Consider the following 14,100-nt stretch of genomic DNA (forward strand, 5'->3'; position numbering starts at 1 on the left):
TTCCAGAATTTGTAATATTTCCTTCTAGGCTTGCTTTATCAATTGTGATACCATTAGTAATTGTGCCAGAGTTTGTAATATTGCCTGCTAGTTTAGAACCATTGGCGATTGAGACTTTTTTGATTGTGCCAGAATTGCTTAAGGCATTTAAGATTCCTTTGTTTTCTAGCTTGACTTCTTCTTGGATTTCTCCTTCATTATTAATACCTGCTAGTGTAGAGTTATTAACAGAAATGTTTTTTGCAATGATTGCACCAGCAGCATTAGAGATAGTGCCAACTTTTGCATCATTTGTGATTGTAATATCCTTAGAGATAGTGCCACCTGTGTTATTAATGGCTTGAACGCTTGCTCCACTAATTGTTAAATTTCCATTGAATGTATTAGAATTGTTAATTGTATTAACGCTAATCTCATTAAGATTTAAATCACTATCAAATGTCCCTGCATTAGAGATTGTGCCGACATTACCTTTTAAATCTAAGGTTCCACTCATTGTGGAGTTTGCTCCATTATTTTGGATTCCACCTAGAGTTGAGCCTTTTTCTAATGTAATGTTATCTGAGAAAGTTGCACCATTTTCATTAATGATAGAACCACCAACACTTCCACCATTGTTAATAGTAATATTTCCTGTTTTTGCATTGGTTCCGCTGTTTTTAATGTCGCCACCTACGCTACCGCCATTGATGGAGATTTTACTAATTGTGCCGGAGTTTTGGATATTACCGCCTAAACTTCCACCATTGATAACTATGCCACCTTGATTGATTTGCGCTTTATTATGATTAATAATATTACCTGTAACATTACCATTTGCATTTATTGTAATGCCATCTCCAATTACTGTTCCACCGTGCCCAGTATTATCGGAACCCTGACTTCCGTTAGTAATATTTCCATTAACTTTCCCATCAACTTCAATTTTTCCATTAATTCTTCCCCCATATCTATTCCAAATACCTCCAGTTATGTTAGCAGTATCTTTAACAGAAATACCTCCTTCAATGGTCGACATCCAATTTAAAATACCAACATTAGTGCCTTTAATGTTTCCCCCTACATCAATGCTTCCTTTTATTGTTCCACGACCCCCTTGATTAAGATTATGAATCACGATTCCACCATTTAAGATGGCGTCCCTATCAACTTTAATATCCTTGTTAATTGTTCCGCTATTATAGACAGCAACATGACCATAACTAGAAAAATTATTTCCACCTGTTACAGTTCCATTTTTTATATGGATTGAACCATCAATAGTGCCTTCATTTCCTATGGCATTCACTCTTTGATTGTTCACACCTACATCAATACTGCCACCGTCTACAATAACATCCCCTTTAATGTTTGATGCATTATTTACCCTGCCAACAAGAGCACCTTTAATATCAACATTGCCAGAAATTGTAGCACCTTTATTATTATGGATTCCACCTGTTACACTACCGCCTTGATTGATAGTAATATCATTATTAATCGTTCCGTTATTGTGAATCCCTTGTGGACCTACAGTTCCATTAATAATTACATTATCTTTAGTAACACCATTAGAAATATCAACTCTATTTTCAGATTGACCTTTCTGAATCTCAATATCATCTGCATTGACATTTGTAAGTAAGGTTGTTAAAACTAATGAACCATAGAAGATTGAAGAAGTAAGTCGTTTTAGTGGCTGATAATTAGGATTTGCCCCCCCCCCACAGAGTCAATGGAAGATGATTTTGCATAAATTTCTCCTTTGTTTGCAAAATTAAAAAATTTTTGAATTATACCTTTTTAAATGACTTTTTTAGATTAAATTTTAATAAAAGATTTTAATTTTATTTTTAGTAATTACGCTTACATTTCTAAGTCCTTGTTTTTGGACTTAGCTTTCTTTAAACATTCTGCTTGCTAATTTTTTTGCTTTGATTGCGCGTTCTTCTTGTTTGAGCGAAGAATATAGCGCATTTGTATGTTCTTCTAGGATTTTTTGGCTAGAAATTGGCTTTTCACTACTTTTTGGGGCAAGTTTTGTGTATTCTCCATTAGAACCTAATTCGTGTGCTTTAGCGTTATCTTCGCTTTGGATTTTTATGATTTCAAATAGCTTGTTTGCTAGCTCATCATCAAAAACAGGCGTCATTAACTCTACACGGCGTTCTAAGTTTCTTGGCATTAAATCCGCACTTGCGAAATAGATTGGCACTTCAGCGTGCTTGAAGTAATAAATCCTTGCGTGCTCTAAGTATTTACCCACGATAGAAATCACGCGGATATTTTCGCTAACCCCTTTAATCCCAGGACGCAAACAACAAATTCCACGCACAATTAAATCAATCTTTACCCCTGCATTTGAAGCCTTATAAAGTGCTAAAATCACATCTGTATCTACCACAGAATTTGCCTTTAGGATAATGCGTCCTTCGCTTCCCATTTTTGCTTCATTTTCAATTAAATCTAAAATTTTTGGCTTGATTTGCAAAGGAGCAGCAAGCAATACGCTAAGTTTAGATTTATGAGAGAAGCCAGAGAGGTTGTGAAAAAACTTAGTGGCATCTTGTGTAAAAGCACGCTTAGAAGTCATATAGCTAATATCTGTGTAGATTTTTGCTGTGCTTGGATTATAGTTTCCTGTGCTTAAATGCACATATTCGCGCAACTCTTTGCCAATGCTTTTAATCACTAAAGCGATTTTTGCATGCACTTTCAGTCCCGGAACTCCATAGATCACATGCGCTCCAGCGGATTCTAATGCGCGCGCCCAGTGGAGATTGTTTTCTTCATCAAATCTTGCTTTTAACTCCACAAGGGCGGTTACTTGCTTGCCATTTTCCGCAGCTTCAATCAACGCCTTTACAATCGGAGAGTTTTTGCCCACACGATAAAGTGTCATACGGATGGAAAAAACATCAGGGTCTTTTGCGGCACTTTGGATAAAATTCACTACCGGATCAAAACTCTCATAAGGCTGAAAGCTCAAAATATCTTGGCTATCAAGCACAGAAAAAATATTTGCATTAGAATCAAGTGGAGGCAAAATCTTAGAAGTATAACTAGGGAATGTGAGCTTTGCAAAGTTTTTATTTCCTACAATCTCCCAAAGAATATTAGAATTCATCGGAACTTCGCATTCATAAATATCTTCTGGGGTAACTTGGATATATTGTGTGATGAAGTTTTTTAGCTCTAAATCTTCAGTTTTATCGATTTCAAGGCGAATAATCTCACCTTTTCGGCGCGATTTTAACCCCTCTGTCATTAATGCCATAAAATCATCGCCTTCTTCTTCTTCAATCTCCATATCTGCGTTTCTTGTAACCCTAAATGCACTCCAACTCAACGCCTTAAAGCCGGGAAAAAGCTCATTTGTAAATTCTGCCACAATAGAATCTGTACAAAAATAAGCATCTCCTAACTGCACAAATCCCGGGAGCATTCTTGAAATACGCGTCATTCCAAATTTAACTTCACTAGGATTATCTAGGCTTTGAAGTTTTAATGCCAGCACATAACTTAGATTGTTTAAATGCGGAAAAGGGTGTGTTGCATCAACAGCAATAGGCACAACAATGGGATAAAGATGGTTTAAAAAATACTCTTTTAATTCTTGTTTTTCTTGTTTGTTACCTTGTGCGTAAGTTTTGATATGCAATCCAAGTTTTGCTAACTCTCCTTTAATCTCAAAATAGCAATCTTCTAGGCGTTTTTTTTCGGCTTTTAAATAGCTTCTGATTTCATCTAATTGATCTTTTGGAGTTAGCCTATCAGGACCGCTCTCTGTAATCCCTGCGCTATAAAGGCGTTTTAGTCCCGCAACACGCACCATATAAAATTCATCTAAATTTGTGCCATAAATTGCGATAAACTTTAAACGCTCAAGCAATGGATTGTTTATATCTTGCGCTTCACTTAAAACGCGCGTATTAAAACGCAACCAAGACAATTCGCGATTAATAAAATTAGCAGACTTATTTAAAGAATTTTGTGACATCTAAACCCCTTTATTTGAAATTCATTCTATTATATATTGAGTTGCGTTAAAGTTGCCTTGAATCCTTATAGAAATGTAAGAATTTGTAAGGTTTAAGTTGCTATGATTGCGATTTGAAATTTGCCTTAGGGATTAGAAATGAATAAATTAAACTATAAAGATTCTGGTGTAGATATTGCTGAAGGAAATGCCCTTGTAGAAGGCTTAAAGGGGCTTGTTAAACAAACTTTCAATCAAAATGTCTTAGGTGGAATCGGATCTTTTAGCGGTGCGTTTTTGCTCCCTAGTGGTTATAAAGAACCTGTGATGCTAGCAGCGACAGATGGCGTTGGCACAAAGCTAAAACTAGCCATTGATAGTGGAATCTTAAATAGTGTTGGGATTGATTTAGTTGCAATGTGTGTAAATGATTTAATTTGCAACTTTGCAACTCCGTTGTTTTTCTTAGATTATTACGCCACAGGGAAGCTTGATAAAAACGCCGCTTTGCAAGTGATTAGCGGAATTACACAAGGTTGTTTAGAGGCACAATGTGCGTTAATTGGTGGAGAAAGTGCGGAAATGCCCGGAATGTATAAAGATAAGGATTTTGACTTAGCAGGATTTGCAGTAGGGATTGCAGAAAGAGAAATTGTAGAGCGTCCCTTACAAGCAAAGGCAGGTGATGTCTTAATCGCACTTCCAAGCAGTGGAATCCACTCTAATGGCTATTCACTCGTTAGAAAAATCCTAGAAAAACACAATATTGCCTTAGATTCCAACTTTGAAGGAAAGCCTTTAATTGAAACCTTGCTTGAGCCAACAAAAATCTATGTCCAAACTTTTAAAAAACTTCAAGGCAAGCTCAAAGCTCTAGCACACATCACAGGGGGCGGACTTGTAGAAAATCTCCCACGCGTGCTACCTAATGGGATTAGTGCGAAGATCATTGAAAAAAACATTCAGCAGTTACCGATTTTTGAAATGCTCTGCCATTATGTCCAAGACACTGATAAATACCGCACTTTTAATATGGGTGTTGGAATGGTGCTTGTTGTTGATCCAAAAGATGCAGATTCAATCGCTAAAGAAGGTTATATTTTAGGAACACTTGAAAACGGAGATAAAGGCGTTGAGTTTGTGTAAAAGATAATTTTTTGCTATAATCTAGCCCAAAATCCAAAAATTAGAGAAAAATATCAATGCTTGAGAGCTTAAAAAAAATTTTAAAGGTTTATCCTTTACCTATTTTTGTGTTATTGCTGACCTTTGTTATATATTACTCTGCTTTTGAACTCTTAAAGAAAAAAGAATCTTTACAAACTCCAATTTCTGAAGAAGAATCTATGCAAAGCATTATAGAAACTCCAAAAGAAATCGCACGAGAAATTCCTAAAGAAGCGCAACAAAGTCCTTTAGAAGCACCTTTGGCAACACCACAGCAACTTCCAGAACAAAAGCCTATTAGCCACTTAACAAGTCGTGTAAAATCCTTAAATATTCGTAAAGATACGAACACACAATCCCACATTGTTGGCAAACTCACCCCTGCGCAAACCGCGATAAGCCTTGAAGAAAGAGATGGGTGGATTTTGCTTGCAGATTCTAGCACTAAAGAGCCTATTGGCTGGGCACTAAAACGCTTTGTGAAAGAAACAACAACACCAGCTATGGAATCTAACATTAATCCTAACATTACAGAAGCACCGCAAACTATGGAATCTAAAATGGATTCCAACATTACAGAAGCTTCACAAGCCTTGTATGCCTCTAAAGTGCCAAGCTTAAATATTAGAGAAAATCCTAGCACGGAAGCTAGAATCCTAAACAAGCTCACACCAAATGATGCAGTAAGCATTATAGAAACAAATGGAATTTGGGTCAAAATCCAAGATTCAACGGCTAATGGCAAAAATGGCTGGGTTGTGAAACGCTCCTTGATCTTACGTGATTAGTTAATGCAGTTTGCGGTTATTGGCAATCCTATTGCCCACTCACTCTCTCCTATTTTGCACAACCACGCTTTTAAAATGCTAGGAATTGCAGGCTTTTATGGGCGTTATTTGCTCAAAGAAAATCAATCCTTTTACCACTTAAGAAGCTTACATTTAAAGGGTGCAAATATTACCGTGCCTTTTAAAGAAGTTGCGTTTAATTCTTGTGATGAAACTTTTGGGATTGCACGCGAAATAGGAGCTGTTAATACTATTATTTTTCAAGGCAATAAAATGCTAGGTTACAATACTGATGCTTTAGGGTTTTATCTCTGTGTGGAAAATTTAGCTCCAAAAAATGCTCTAATCATCGGTGCTGGTGGTTCAGCAAAAGCAGTTGCTCACATTTTAAAACAAAAAGAAGTTGATGTTACACTCATTAACCGATCGCAAAAGCGTTTATTGGATTTTAAAGATTTTAAATGCGCCACTTTTGAAACTTTTGCCCCAAAAGATTCTTATGATTTAGTGATTAACACTACACCAGCTGGACTTATAGACAACACACTCCCTTTAACAAAGGAGCGTTTAACCTCTTTGCTTAAAAATACGCGTTTTGCCTTTGATTTAATCTATGGCAAAGATACGCCTTTTTTAAAGCTTGCAAAATCCCTAAATATAGCAACTTCTGATGGTAAAGCAATGCTAATCCAACAAGCAATTTTAGCCTTTGAAATTTTTATGCAATCCCAAAATATCGCATTTGATTTAAAAATTTTACGCCAAAGTATGCAAGATATTCTTTAATATGCTACAATAATCCTAACTTCATCAAAGGAGAACACAAATGCATACAATCATTACTTCCCGTCATTTTGAACTCACTGAAGCAATGAAAGATTATATTTTAAGCCTTACGCAAAGCCTTGAGAAATATCAACTTGATATTCTAAGCACACGCGTTGTTGTAACCTATCAAGAAAAAAAAGGCAGCAAAAAAGGAGAAAAAAAGAAAAAACGCGCCTTTGGCATTGATATTACACTCTCTTTAGCGCACTCTAATACACTTGTGATTAATCAAGTGGATAAGGATTTTTATGCAGCTGTAGATTTAGCCATTGGCAGAATGCATAAGATTTTGCGCCGTCATCACGATAAACAAAACAAAAAATTCACAATCCCAGCACAAGATTTAATGGTAACAACTATTTTGCGCGATGAAGCTTTGGCAAATAAAGGGGAAGATGAGATTGTCCCTATGGATTTAGATTTGCATAAGCCTTTAGATATTGAAGATGCGCTTGAGAGATTAAAAAGTAGCTCCCAACAATTTTTCGTCTTTAACGATAAGGATTCTAAAATGCGCGTGATTTATAAACGAATTGATGGCAAATACGGACTCTATTAAAAAAATTTATCTTGTTGGTGGTGCAGTGCGTGATGCACTGCTTGGACTTCCTACTAAAGACAAAGATTATGTAGCTGTTGGCTTTAGCGAAGAAGATTTTAAGCATCTTCTTAGAGTTGGCAAAAGCTTTCCCGTTTTTCTACAAAAAGATAATTCTCAAATTGCCTTAGCACGACGCGAAAAAAAGACGCAGCAAGGATATAATGGATTTAACATACAAACACATAAAGTAAGCCTTGATGAAGACTTAAAACGCCGTGATTTAACTATTAATGCTATTGCATTTGATGAATCTACACAAACTTATCACGATCCCTTTGGTGGCATCAAAGATTTGCACAATAAGATTTTGCGTCATATTAGTGATGCTTTTTGTGAAGATCCTTTGCGTGTGCTTAGGATTGCAAGATTTCGTGCTAGGTTTGGAGTGGAATGGAAGATTCATCAAAGCACAAAAGTTTTAATTTATAAAATGCGTGATGAATTGCGCTATTTAGAAAAAAATCGCGTGTATAAGGAAGTTGAAAACGCACTTTTAGCGCAAAACTCTTATGTGTTTTTTGAAAGTCTTTTTGAACTTGGCGTACTTGATGTGATTTTCCCTAGCATTTATGCACTAACAACCCTAAAAGAAGGCAATTTGCACCATTTAGAATCTTCTGTTTTTGCACACACAATGGAAGTGTTAAAACTCACAGAATCTAAAAAAAACTTAGTGTTAAAGTTTGCTGCTCTTTACCACGATATTGCAAAACCTTATTGTTATCGTAATTTTGGAAACTCACAAGGACACGATGATTTGAACATCATCACACCACTTTTAGATATTGCACTCCCAAATACAATCAAAAAACCTATGTTACTTCTAATCCAAAACCATATTAAAATCTATTTACTTCCACAAATGCGACTTAGTAAATGTGTGGCGTTTTTTGATACTTACAAAAAGGATTCCACCTTGTTAGAACTTCAACTTGACTTACTTTTAGCAGATAAGCAAGGGCGCATTAGTAAAGACATTTTGGATTTCAACTTTTTAGCCTTTAAAGACATTTTACTAAATACCTTTAATACGCTTTTGAATTATTCTCCAAAGGAGTGGATTGCACAAAACAACCCCACTCCAAACGCCATAAAAGCACAGATTTTAAAAGAAAAAATTAGAATCTTAAAAAAAGATTCCGCATTTTTAGCTCTGCAAAAACACCTTTAAATCCCCACTAAAGCCTACAAGATTTACGCATTCTTGACAGAGACTTAAAGGCTTGTCATTAAAAAACTTAATTTGCACCTTATGCGAATAAATCTCTAGAAAAAATCTCAAATCATTAGTAACAACTGCTAAAAAATCTGGATTTTTAAGATTTTCCAAACAAGCCTTACAGCCACATAAATGCACACTTGGATCGCCTTTAGCTCTAAAGGTGGCTTCTTGGATTTTTGCTTGATAGAATAGAACTTTTTGTATTTTATTGTTTGGATAAGAAAAATAGATTCCATCTTGATTTGCACTTAAATCTCCAAAATCCGCTTTGATACCACCATTTTGAAGTTGCTTATACAAAGCATTTTCTAAAGAAAATCCATCATTAGAACAGGCTGAAATAATTTTTTCAAAAAACATTTAATAACTTTTTTCAATCAAATCGCAAAGAATGTGCCCCATTAAAATATGTATTTCTTGGATTCTTGGCGTGTCATTGCTAGGAGAGATTAATAACACATCGCAAAGATTTTGCATTGCTCCGCCATCTCTACCACTAAAGCCTAGCGTCTTACAACCTATTTGTCGCGCACGATCTAGCGCATTTAGCACATTTTTACTATTTCCACTTGTAGAAATTCCCCAAAGCAAATCTTTAGGATTAGCCAATGCTTCACATTGCCTTGAAAATACATAATCATAGCCATAGTCATTGCCAATAGCAGTAAGCGCACTTGTATCTGTTGTTAGCGCAATTGCGCTTAAGCCTTGACGCTCTTTTTTGTAACGCCCTGTTAATTCTGCTGCAATATGTTGTGCATCTGCTGCACTCCCACCATTTCCACAAAGCAAAATCTTACCGCCACCTTTAAGTGTATCAATTAGCATTTGTGCTGCAATTTCTAAATTTGGCACTAAAGATTCTAACTTTTGCGCGCTTTGTAAATGCGCTTTGATTTCTTCTAAAATGATTTGTTGCATTAGGATTCCTTTATTTTTTGAATCAGTGCCGTTGTGCTTTTGCCCTCTATAAAATCAATTAAACGCACTTCTTTGCTAAAATTTGCGCCAACAACTTCTTTATTCGCATAATCTGCACCTTTTACAAGCACATCTGGGCGGATTTTTTCAATCAGCTCCTCTGGAGTATCTGTATCAAACATCACGACAAAATCCACACATTCTAATGCGCAAAGCTGTGCGATTCTATCACTCTGGCAATTAATAGGGCGCGCATTACCTTTTAGGCGTTTAATAGAATGATCACTATTTAGCCCAACAATTAGCAAATCACCTAGCTTTCTAGCTTTGTGAAGATAATCTAAATGCCCTAAATGCAAAAGATCAAAACAACCATTTGTAAAAATCACCTTAAATCCCTCTTGTTTTAACTGCTCTAAACTCTCTAAAAATGGCGCAAACTCACTTTCTTTAACCCATTTATCTCCATAGAAATTTAGAGTTTTGCGCTTTAAAATTTTGCTAATTTGAGAATTAAAATCAAAACTCTCTTCTCTAGTGTCAAAAATCTTTAAAAAATCCGCATTAACGAGTGTAGAATCTAAAAGATTATTACGCTTTAAATAAGCTAAAATCTCTTGTTTGCTTGCCGTTGCAGAACCTAGCTTACTAACAACAACAGCGGCGGCTGCATTTGCAAAATACACACTTTGTGAAATGGGTTCTCTTAATGCTAACATATAAGCAAGAGAAGCAATCACCGTATCTCCAGCTCCTGTTACATCAAAGACTTCACGAGCAATTGTTGGAATCTTTTTTACAACATCATCGTTTTTGATAAAAGCGATTCCATCTTCACTAAGCGTAATGAGTGAAATTTCTAAATCGCACAAATTTTGCAAACACAAAAGAGCTTGTTTTAAACTTTCTTCATTGCAAATTGCAATCCCGGTGGCTTCTGTGGCTTCCTTTTTGTTTGGCGTTAGCAGTGTCGCACCTTTGTATTTTGTGTAATCTCTACCTTTTGGATCTGCTAAAATCTTAATGCCTTTGCTTTTTGCTAAAGAGATAAGCTGCTGTGTTAGCTCCGCACCTAGCACGCCTTTTTGATAATCACTTAAGACAATGCAAGCAATGTTGGAATCTAAAATTAAAGATTGCGTGAAATGATAGATGAATGCTTTAGCTTCTTTAGAAATTTGCGTTTTATCTTCTCTATCGACACGCACAACTTGTTGATGTCCTGCAATAATGCGTGATTTTTGCGTGGTGGGACGATTTGCGTGAAAAAAGATTCCATCTGTATAAATCCCTAATTTTTCTAACTCCGCCTTTAATGTGCTTCCAGCTTCATCTTCTCCTGCTACCCCACAAATCCAAACATTAGAATCTAAACCAATAAGATTGCTTGCCACATTGCACGCACCACCTAAATTTAAAGATTCTTTTTTGACATCAATCACCTGCACAGGAGCTTCTGGAGAAATACGCTCACAACTCCCCCAAATATAATGATCTAAAATCAAATCTCCTATGACTAAAATCTCTGGTTTCACTTTTTATCCTAACAACTACATTTTGCAAGCTTCTTGCCACAAACCGCTTGTATGGATTGCTTTAATCTCTGGTAGATAATTTTTTATTCCAACTTCTAAAGAAAAGCGTGGAGTGTAATTTAAAAATTCTTTTGTTAGCACAATATTTGCTTCTGTGTGTGTTTGAAAAAACGCATAAGGATTCTCAAAATATTCTACTTCAAACTCTCCTAAATCCATTTTTAAACACGCAATAATGTCATTAAAAGAGCGCGCATTGCCACTTCCAACATTATACACACCACTTTTTTTGGATTCTATTGCCTTGACATTTGCTTGAATCACATCTTCAATATATACAAAATCACGCTTTTGCTCCCCCATTTTAAAAAGACGCACTTTTTTTTGTGCCAATGCTTGCAAACCAAGCTGTAAGATCATTGATGCTGTTTTGCCTTTATACACTTCTTTTTGTCCATAAACATTGAAATAGCGCAAGCCTACAATCTTTAAATTTGGATAATTTTGCAAGTATTTTTGCGTAAGATTATCCATCATTAATTTGGAGAATCCATACACATTTTCTGGGAGCTCCCCATTGCTTATGCTATTTGGAGCAGGAGAATTTCCATACACACCAGCACTAGAAGCGTAAATCATTTGCGCGCCCTTATGCACACATAAATCTAACAAGTCCTTATAGGCATTGACATTTGCACGCAAAATTGCTTCTTGGTCCATTACTGTGGTATCAGAAATTGCTGCTTGATGAAAGATATAATCAAAACTATAAGAATGTAAGCGCGCTAAATCGTCTTTGTTTGTAATATCTCCAACAATCACTTCTCCTTGAAAATCCAAAAGGTTTTTAAAATGCCCAAGTGATCTAAAGTGCCCATTACTAAAAGTTTTTTCACTTCTAAAACTATCAAAAACAACCACTTCAGCTTTATGATATTTTTGGAAATAAAGTGCTAAATTTGAACCAATAAACCCAGATCCACCTGTAATTAGAATCTTTTTCCCTTCTAAAGAATCATTAATGTATTGCATTTTATCTCCTAAAACTTTTGAATACTGCTTAAGATTATAACAAAAACCGCTACAATATTGCGTAAATTAAGACTCAAAAATATGGATTTTTATGTTATATTTATAAAGTTTTTTATCTCTAATATTTTTGAGAGTTGTTCTTATGAAAAGTTTCATTAGTGCTAATATTGAAGCACTTCCACCATTACCACAAACTATTACTAAACTGCAACAAATTTGTTTAAATGAAGAAACAACTATCAAGCAAGTTGTCAGTGTCATTGAAAAAGATCCATTTTTAACCACAGAATTAATCAAATATGCAAACTCTCCCCTTTATGGTTATACGCGTAAAATTCAATCTGTTTTCCAAGCGGTTTCTATGTTTGGAATCTCAACTGCTAAAGGGCTAGCCATAGCAAGTGCTGTAAAATCAAGCCTGCAAATAGATTTGAGTCCTTATAAAATTAACACAAATCAATTTGTAAATGCTGCAAACTTAAAAAGTGCCTTTTTGTTTCAATGGTATCAAAACAAAAAAGATCTTTTAGGAATTCTAATTCCTTATACACTTGTTATGCATATTGGAATGGTTGTGATTGCAGATTGTCTAAGAAAGAAAAATGACGAACAAGAATTTATGCAAAAATTTGATCCTAAAGACTTTATAAACTCTGAAAATTCTCTCATTCATTGCAATCAATTTGAGATTTTAGAGCTTTTATTTGAACATTGGAATTTTGAAGACACAATGGTGCAAACGGCACATTATCTTTTAGAAGATGAGATTCCAAAACATTTAGAAGCTTATGTTTATCCGCTAAGAGTTCTAAATTCTTTAATTAATCCTTTTAATGTTGCTAGTCAAACACAAATCAACATTGCACTACAACAAGTTCGTCATTACAACTTAGATTTAGATTCCTTTAATGCCACACTTGAAAATCTCAAAACACTTGAAGAAGTAGTGTAGTTTATTTTCCTTCTTTTTGAGCTTGTAGCATCTCTGATTCTGTAATTACCACTTCTTTGATAAATACATCAATAAGTTCATCTTGCTTGTATTTTCCAACAATTTCACCCTTTTTAATCACAAGTCCATCACCATTTCCAAAAGCAATAGCAACATCTGCGTGTTTTGCTTCTCCTAGTGCATTCACAGCGCAACCCATAACAGAAAGTTGCATAGGGGCAGTGATTTTTGGCATTCTTTCTTTTAATTCCTTTAGAATTGGCACTAAATCTGCTTGTAATCTCCCACAAGTTGGACAAGAAATATAGGTAACCCCCTCTTTTTGTCGCCCACTATAACGCAAGATTCCACGCGCAACTTCAATTTCTTTTTCTAGCTCCCCTGTAATAGAAACGCGCATTGTATCACCTATCCCTTCCATTAAAAGCGTGCCTAATGCCATAGAGCTTTTAATCATAGAAGATTCTAAATCTCCAGCTTCTGTAACACCTAAATGAAAAGGATATTCCACCAAAGGACGCAACATTTTATAAGCTGTGATTGTGCGTTCTACATCGCTAGCTTTTAAGGATATCTTAAGATTATTAAATCCAAAGTCCTCTAAAAGTTTAATATTATAAAGTGCTGATTCCACCATTCCTTTAGGTGTTGCACCATATTTTTCTTCAAATTGCTTCTCTAGGCTCCCAGCATTTACTCCAATCCTAATAGGGATCCCACGATCTTTACACGCATCAACAACGGCTTTGATTTTTTCTTTTGAGCCGATATTTCCGGGATTTATGCGGATACAATCCACAGATTCTGCAGCAATTAAAGCAAACTTATAACGAAAATGAATATCCGCCACAAGCGGTAAAGAAATCATACTTTTAAGCGTTTTTAGAGCGTTTGCATCTTCGTTATCACTCACAGCAACACGCACAATATCACAACCTGCAAGCTGTAAGCAATCAATTTGTGCTTTTGTGGTTTGCAAATCAGAAGTTTTGCTAAAAGTCATACTCTGCACAGAAATAGGAGCATCACCACCAACTAACACATTACCCACTGCAATTTGCTTAGTTTTATAACGCTCTTTCATAATGGATTCCAA

12 protein-coding genes and 1 pseudogene are annotated in these 14,100 nt (G+C 35.5%); 6 read left to right on the forward strand and 7 right to left on the reverse strand.

Annotated elements, in window-relative coordinates:
• Positions 1–1,303: pseudogene (locus Q0358_RS01085) on the reverse strand (hypothetical protein); the annotation flags it as partial.
• 570 nt (positions 1,304–1,873) lie between these two features.
• Entirely contained in the window at positions 1,874–3,979 is a 2,106-nt protein-coding gene (locus Q0358_RS01090) for an RNA degradosome polyphosphate kinase (RefSeq protein WP_299546125.1), read from the reverse strand.
• A gap of 138 nt (positions 3,980–4,117) precedes the next feature.
• On the opposite strand from Q0358_RS01090, the gene purM reads away from it, so the two are divergent.
• From purM to Q0358_RS01115, 5 genes are read left to right on the forward strand one after another with little or no spacing between them, the layout of a single operon-like run.
• Positions 4,118–5,104 carry a phosphoribosylformylglycinamidine cyclo-ligase gene (purM, locus tag Q0358_RS01095; RefSeq protein WP_299546126.1) on the forward strand — a complete coding sequence of 329 codons (987 nt, stop codon included), beginning with the start codon at positions 4,118–4,120 and terminating at the stop codon, positions 5,102–5,104.
• Between the two features lie 56 nt (positions 5,105–5,160).
• Positions 5,161–5,913 (forward strand): SH3 domain-containing protein, encoded by a 753-nt coding sequence (locus Q0358_RS01100; protein ID WP_299546128.1) that lies wholly within the window; start codon positions 5,161–5,163, stop codon positions 5,911–5,913.
• A 3-nt stretch (positions 5,914–5,916) separates the two neighbouring features.
• On the forward strand, positions 5,917–6,699 hold the full coding sequence (locus tag Q0358_RS01105) for a shikimate dehydrogenase (RefSeq protein ID WP_299546130.1): 783 nt from the start codon (positions 5,917–5,919) through the stop codon (positions 6,697–6,699).
• 40 nt (positions 6,700–6,739) lie between these two features.
• Positions 6,740–7,300, forward strand: a complete 561-nt coding sequence (gene raiA, locus Q0358_RS01110) for a ribosome-associated translation inhibitor RaiA (RefSeq protein ID WP_299546132.1) — start codon at positions 6,740–6,742, stop codon at positions 7,298–7,300.
• The gene (locus tag Q0358_RS01115) at positions 7,278–8,513 is read left to right on the forward strand and encodes a polynucleotide adenylyltransferase (RefSeq protein WP_299546134.1); all 1,236 of its coding nucleotides are present in this window, start codon (positions 7,278–7,280) and stop codon (positions 8,511–8,513) included. Before raiA ends, Q0358_RS01115 begins: the two co-directional genes overlap by 23 nt.
• Here the strand turns inward: Q0358_RS01115 and Q0358_RS01120 are convergent.
• The 4 genes from Q0358_RS01120 to rfaD are packed head-to-tail and all read right to left on the reverse strand — an operon-like array spanning position 8,490 to position 12,052.
• Positions 8,490–8,924, reverse strand: coding sequence for a hypothetical protein (locus tag Q0358_RS01120; protein ID WP_299546136.1), 435 nt, complete (start codon positions 8,922–8,924; stop codon positions 8,490–8,492). The two genes, Q0358_RS01115 and Q0358_RS01120, sit on opposite strands and share 24 nt — an antisense overlap.
• Complete coding sequence (gene gmhA, locus Q0358_RS01125; protein ID WP_299546138.1) at positions 8,925–9,485, reverse strand: D-sedoheptulose 7-phosphate isomerase; 561 nt, start codon at positions 9,483–9,485, stop codon at positions 8,925–8,927.
• Positions 9,485–11,020 carry a D-glycero-beta-D-manno-heptose-7-phosphate kinase gene (gene rfaE1 / locus Q0358_RS01130; protein ID WP_299546140.1) on the reverse strand — a complete coding sequence of 512 codons (1,536 nt, stop codon included), beginning with the start codon at positions 11,018–11,020 and terminating at the stop codon, positions 9,485–9,487. Before rfaE1 ends, gmhA begins: the two co-directional genes overlap by 1 nt.
• Positions 11,021–11,035: 15 nt before the next feature.
• Positions 11,036–12,052 carry an ADP-glyceromanno-heptose 6-epimerase gene (gene rfaD / locus Q0358_RS01135; RefSeq protein WP_299546142.1) on the reverse strand — a complete coding sequence of 339 codons (1,017 nt, stop codon included), beginning with the start codon at positions 12,050–12,052 and terminating at the stop codon, positions 11,036–11,038.
• Positions 12,053–12,194: 142 nt separating this feature from the next.
• Between rfaD and Q0358_RS01140 the strand changes: the two genes are divergently transcribed.
• The gene (locus tag Q0358_RS01140; RefSeq protein WP_299546144.1) at positions 12,195–13,004 is read left to right on the forward strand and encodes an HDOD domain-containing protein; all 810 of its coding nucleotides are present in this window, start codon (positions 12,195–12,197) and stop codon (positions 13,002–13,004) included.
• Position 13,005: 1 nt separating this feature from the next.
• Here Q0358_RS01140 and ispG read toward each other — a convergent pair whose 3' ends face one another.
• On the reverse strand, positions 13,006–14,088 hold the full coding sequence (gene ispG, locus Q0358_RS01145; protein ID WP_299546197.1) for a flavodoxin-dependent (E)-4-hydroxy-3-methylbut-2-enyl-diphosphate synthase: 1,083 nt from the start codon (positions 14,086–14,088) through the stop codon (positions 13,006–13,008).
• Positions 14,089–14,100 lie beyond the last annotated feature (12 nt).

It is taken from the genome of uncultured Helicobacter sp., assembly GCF_937893305.1.
GTDB lineage: Bacteria > Campylobacterota > Campylobacteria > Campylobacterales > Helicobacteraceae > Helicobacter_D.